Source organism: Vibrio sp. V42_P2S4T144, from assembly GCF_009904715.1.
Classification (GTDB): domain Bacteria; phylum Pseudomonadota; class Gammaproteobacteria; order Enterobacterales; family Vibrionaceae; genus Vibrio; species Vibrio alginolyticus.
Map to the genome: position 1 here is coordinate 1 of NZ_WXWS01000536.1, position 2,892 is coordinate 2,892.

Genomic DNA, 2,892 nt, shown 5'->3' on the forward strand with positions numbered 1-2,892 from the left:
AGACTACTCTACATTTAACACAGCTCAGCATGGCAGCAATTGAGCCGCTTTCCTCTTCGTTTGAAGAACTGCCTCGTACCGAACATGCAGATGGTCAGTATCGACTACGACGTTATTCTGTGGTTGGTTTTGATAACGGCAAAGTCATCGACTTAAATAAAAATAGCTTTGTTCAATCCTCTGATATCAACCGATTTCAAGGTGATGTTGTAAGACAATTCGAGCCAATTGAGAAGGATATTCTTACCAGCGATGGCTTTCGAGAAATGTGTGAATTGTTTGTCAATGCGAATCATCTGCCAAACGGTCAAGAAATAGAAATTCACCAAATCCGTATCAGGGCACTGGAAGAAGAAACCCAAGTAGCACCTGAAGGTGTGCACCAAGACGGTTTTGATCACATTGCAATGGTTGGTGTGGGACGCCATAACATCATCGGTGGCGACATCATGCTTTACAGCAGCCATAACCAAGCCCCATTTTTCCGTAAAGTGCTAGAAACCGGAGAGGTCGCAATCTTGGCTGATAGCAAGCTGTGGCATAACGCGTGCCCAATCCGCTCTGTTATTGATGACGAAGCGGGCCATATGGATGTATTTGTACTCACTGCTACGGATAAGCGTAATGAACTTCAATCTTAATCAGATCAGAGCGCAATTTCCGGCGTTGGCTCAATACCACAACGACAAGCCTGTGACGTTTTTTGATGGTCCAGGTGGCTCACAAGTGCCTCAATCAGTACTAGACAGCATGGTAGGGTATTTAGGTCGTTTCAACGCTAACTTAGGCGGACATTATTTTTCTAGCCAAGTGACCGTTGACGTAATGCAAAATGCGCGTGAGTCGGCTCAGGCTCTACTTAATGCCCCTTCATCTGGCAATATTGTCTTCGGTGCCAATATGACCTCACTAACCTTTCAGCTTAGTCGCGCGATTAGTCGAGATTGGCAAGCAGGAGATGAGATCATTGTTTCCGCTTTGGATCACTATTCAAATGTATCCAGCTGGCAGCAAGCGGCAGAAGATAAAGGCGTTACGGTTCATCAAGTTCGTATCAACGAAGAAGATTGTACGCTGGATATGGAGCATTTAAGCCGCCTTCTTTCTGATAAAACGCGCCTTGTCGCTGTGACTTATGCATCGAACACGACGGGCTCTATTGTGGATGTACAGCATGTAGTCAGCATGGCGCACAATGTTGGGGCACAAGTTTATGTGGATGCCGTCCATTATGCGCCTCATCATTTGGTTGATGTTCAAGCGTTAGGTTGTGACTTTTTAGCTTGCTCAGCTTACAAGTTTTTCGGACCGCACGTTGGTATTGCTTACATAGCCGATCAGTGGCTCCACAGTATTCGCCCATACAAAGTCGAGCCTGCCACTAATATAGGTCCAGGTCGATTTGAAACAGGAACGCAAAGTTTTGAAGGTCTTGCTGGTGTCGTTTCTGCGGTTGAGTATCTGGCTCAATTTGGTGAAGTCGGTTTACCTCTTCGCCAACGGTTGGAGCAAAGCTACCAACTGTATGAACAACATGAGCAGCGCTTGAGTGAGCGTTTCTTACAGCGTTTGAATGCATTAGATGGTGTCAATCTATTCGGTATCGCAAAGGAAGATAGCCAACTCCGCACGCCAACTTTTGCGCTAACGTTTGACCGATATTCTCCAGAGTTCATCGCGAAAACACTGGGTGAACATAACATTTGTGTATGGAATGGTCACTTTTATGCGTTGGGCTTAGTTCGTCAACTTGGTTTAGAAGAATCGGGTGGTGTAGTGCGAATTGGTTGTATGCATTACAACACAATAGAAGAAGTCGATATGTTATTCGATGTGCTAGAAAGCATCCTTGACGCATAACTAACGATTTCTTCCTAATAGAAAAACAAAAGCTCGAGTCAAACTCGAGCTTTTTTCATTTTTATTTGAATCAACGCGTTCTGCAAGCGATTACTCACTAACTTCAACTTCATAGGAAGTGAATTTTCTTACATTAATAACGCCAGTATCAAAGATGAGGTATTGACCTTTAATGCCTTGCAAAGTGCCAGTAACAACCGGGTTTTTATCGAAGTTATGCGAAGTGATCTTCGTTGGGTGCTGTTGTACCGGGTAGCTAAGGTCGGTAATGCTTTCGTTTAATACTTCAATGGCATCTTCGCCGAATTGCTGTTTTATCTCGGCAATTTTCTCTTCGACTAAAGGCAATAGCTCAGCAAAACGGTCCTGCAATGCCATAGGTTCACCGTCACCTTTAAGCAGTGTGCGCCAATTGGTCTTGTCTGCGATATGTTTCGCCAGTTCAACTTCAATTAAACCGGAGATATGGCGAGTTTTTACTTTAAAAATTGGCAAGCCCTGAGTCGCGCCTTGGTCAATCCAACGAGTCGGGATTTGAGTATGACGAGTAATACCAACTTTTAAGCTGGATGTGTTGGACAGGTAGACAAAGTGATCCACCATGCAATTCTCTTCACCCCATTGTGGTTCGCGACAAGTCCCTTGATCGTAGTGGCAGGTCTCTGGCTTCATGATACACATGTCGCAGCTTGCTAGCTTTTTCATGCATACAAAACAGTGGCCTTGCGAATAACTCTTTTTCGTTTTCTTTCCACATGAGCAACAAAAAATATTGCCAGTGTGAGTCAGTGTGAGCGTTTTACCCAGAAACGGAGTTAAGTCGATCTCTTCCTCACCGACAGGAAGACGGTAGTTGACGGCACCGTCCAGAGAAGCACGCATTTTGTTTAGCGTGCCAGTTGCAATTAATGACATGACATTACTCATTATTGTGTTTTTGCACAGTATATACTGAAGTAGAGAAGAGATGCAGGGTTGACAGGAGCTTTAAAGTAAATGTCTTGCACTAAATTATTATGCATCGTGTTTTAT

General features: G+C 44.2%; 3 protein-coding genes. 2 read left to right on the top strand and 1 reads right to left on the bottom strand.

Annotated elements, in window-relative coordinates:
- Together CAG68_RS17880 and CAG68_RS17885 are read left to right on the top strand one after the other, a co-directional pair.
- Nucleotides 1-641 (top strand): 2OG-Fe dioxygenase family protein (locus tag CAG68_RS17880; RefSeq protein WP_161441454.1); only part of this gene is annotated, 641 nt, incomplete at its 5' end.
- Complete coding sequence (locus CAG68_RS17885; RefSeq protein WP_130546685.1) at nucleotides 625-1,860, top strand: cysteine desulfurase-like protein; 1,236 nt, start codon at nucleotides 625-627, stop codon at nucleotides 1,858-1,860. The genes CAG68_RS17880 and CAG68_RS17885, both read left to right, overlap by 17 nt.
- A 90-nt stretch (nucleotides 1,861-1,950) precedes the next feature.
- On the opposite strand, the gene CAG68_RS17890 is transcribed toward CAG68_RS17885, so the two are convergent.
- Entirely contained in the window at nucleotides 1,951-2,775 is an 825-nt protein-coding gene (locus CAG68_RS17890; protein WP_005377984.1) for a DUF2797 domain-containing protein, read from the bottom strand.
- Nucleotides 2,776-2,892: the final 117 nt, after the last annotated feature.

Excerpts from the sequence above, each read along its gene's own strand:
- CAG68_RS17885 (WP_130546685.1), top strand. The coding sequence starts at position 625 with ATGAACTTCAATCTTAATCAGATCAGAGCGCAATTTCCGGCGTTGGCT.
- CAG68_RS17890 (WP_005377984.1), bottom strand. The coding sequence starts at position 2,775 with ATGTCATTAATTGCAACTGGCACGCTAAACAAAATGCGTGCTTCTCTG.